The organism is Caballeronia arvi, assembly GCF_001544695.2.
In the GTDB taxonomy this organism is placed as follows: Bacteria; Pseudomonadota; Gammaproteobacteria; order Burkholderiales; family Burkholderiaceae; genus Caballeronia; species Caballeronia arvi.
Map to the genome: position 1 here is coordinate 1 of NZ_FCOM02000216.1, position 1,554 is coordinate 1,554.

The 1,554-nt window shown below is 56.8% G+C and carries 2 protein-coding genes; both read right to left on the reverse strand.

Translation table 11 applies throughout. The annotated features are described in order from the left end of the window. Positions 1-444: 444 nt before the first annotated feature. Positions 445-813 (reverse strand): response regulator, encoded by a 369-nt coding sequence (locus AWB74_RS44430; protein ID WP_061152787.1) that lies wholly within the window; start codon positions 811-813, stop codon positions 445-447. Between the two features lie 9 nt (positions 814-822). Then, positions 823-1,554, reverse strand: a 732-nt coding sequence (locus AWB74_RS44435) for an HWE histidine kinase domain-containing protein (RefSeq protein WP_327363351.1), incomplete at its 5' end; no start/stop codon positions are given.

A 1,554-nucleotide genomic window follows, 5' to 3' on the forward strand; every position in this document is an offset into this window, starting at 1 on the left:
GCTGGAAAACTCGACTTCTCCGCCTTCAACTCGCATGCCCGCTGAGAGCCATCACCCACTCCGTTTTCAAAAGAGCCGAAATAAGTTTATAGCTGACTTCGTTGACGCGTCCAGAAGCGACGGACAAGAAAAGTGAGTACAAAAGTCGGCCCTAGTCAACCGCGTTGAACGGCAAAACACACTTCATTTTACATAAAGGAATTTAGCGGCGCGTACGTAGGAATACTATCTATCTACCGCATCGATTGGGCTGTGAGAAACAAGTTATTGATGATTCGCGGTGGCTCGTCGATGAATTCGAAACGCCATTAGGCGTACCGATCTGACCGAGCACCGCGGCGGATTCAACCGGCGCGAGAAGTCGAAGTTCAGACGTCCTGTGTAAGCAAAAAAACGGCGCTTGATTCTTTAGATGCGCGGCTCTGCATAGGTGATTCGTGCGCACTAGCCTTTCAGTGCTTTCAAGAGCGCTTGGTGGTCGCACGGCTTCTGGCACCGGGGGTGGTGTCGATAGCCTTCGGCTACGGCATCGATGCCATAGCCCGTCGCAAAAATAAAGCGGATATTGCGCGACGCGAGTGCATCGGCCACCGGGTACGATTTTTCGCCGTTCAGATCAACATCCAGAACCGCTGCGTCGACCTTTTCGCGGCCCTCCTCAAGCAACGCGACCGCTTCCTGCGCGCTGGCAAGCGGCCCGACGACGTGAGCTCCGGCCTCCTCCAGTACGGTCGAAAGCCCGAGCGCTACCAGATAGTCGTCCTCGACCACCATGATTCTTCGACCATCCAGTATTTTCGCCTGTTCGTTCATGTTCGCTCTCTATACATCATGCGAGCTTGCCGACGGTAACGGTATTTCGATGTGACACGAAACGCCATCCGGATCGAAAGCCAGTTCCGTGCGCGCGCGCAGCGTAAACCGCAGTGCCTTCTCGATCAACTGCCGCCCGAAACCGGTCTTCGAGCTGTCTGGTGAAGCCGATACACCGCTTTCGATCCAGTCGATGACGAGCGAAGCGGCATCGTGCCCATTGGGCTCGACCTTCCAGCGCACCGCCAGCCGCGCCGCTTCGTCCTTCAAGGCACCATACTTGACCGCGTTAGTGGTCAGTTCGTGTAAAACAAGCGCGATCATTTGCACATTGCGAAAGCCAAGTGGTACCACCGGGCCCCCGAGGACGATCCGGTCGCTGCCTGTGACGCCGACTGCGTCGAACTCCAGCTTCACGATGTCCCCGAGGTTGATCAGGTTGCCGTCCGCTTCACCGATGAGACCTTGCAGGCGACCGAGCGCGGCCAGGCGGCTGTTGAAGGTTTCGAGGGCGACGTTTTGCTGGAGCGTCTGCTGTGCGATCGACTGGATCACAGTGAGCAGATTGCGGGTGCGGTGCTGCAACTCGGCAATCAATACGTTCTGCCGTTCTTCCGCATGCACCATGCCCGTTACGTCGACGAAGGCAATCACGACGCCGTCGGATTTTCGTTCGCCGTTACGATAGGGTGCAAGGCGCACCAGGAAATGAGTCAGCTTGTCCCTGCTGCACACGTGACG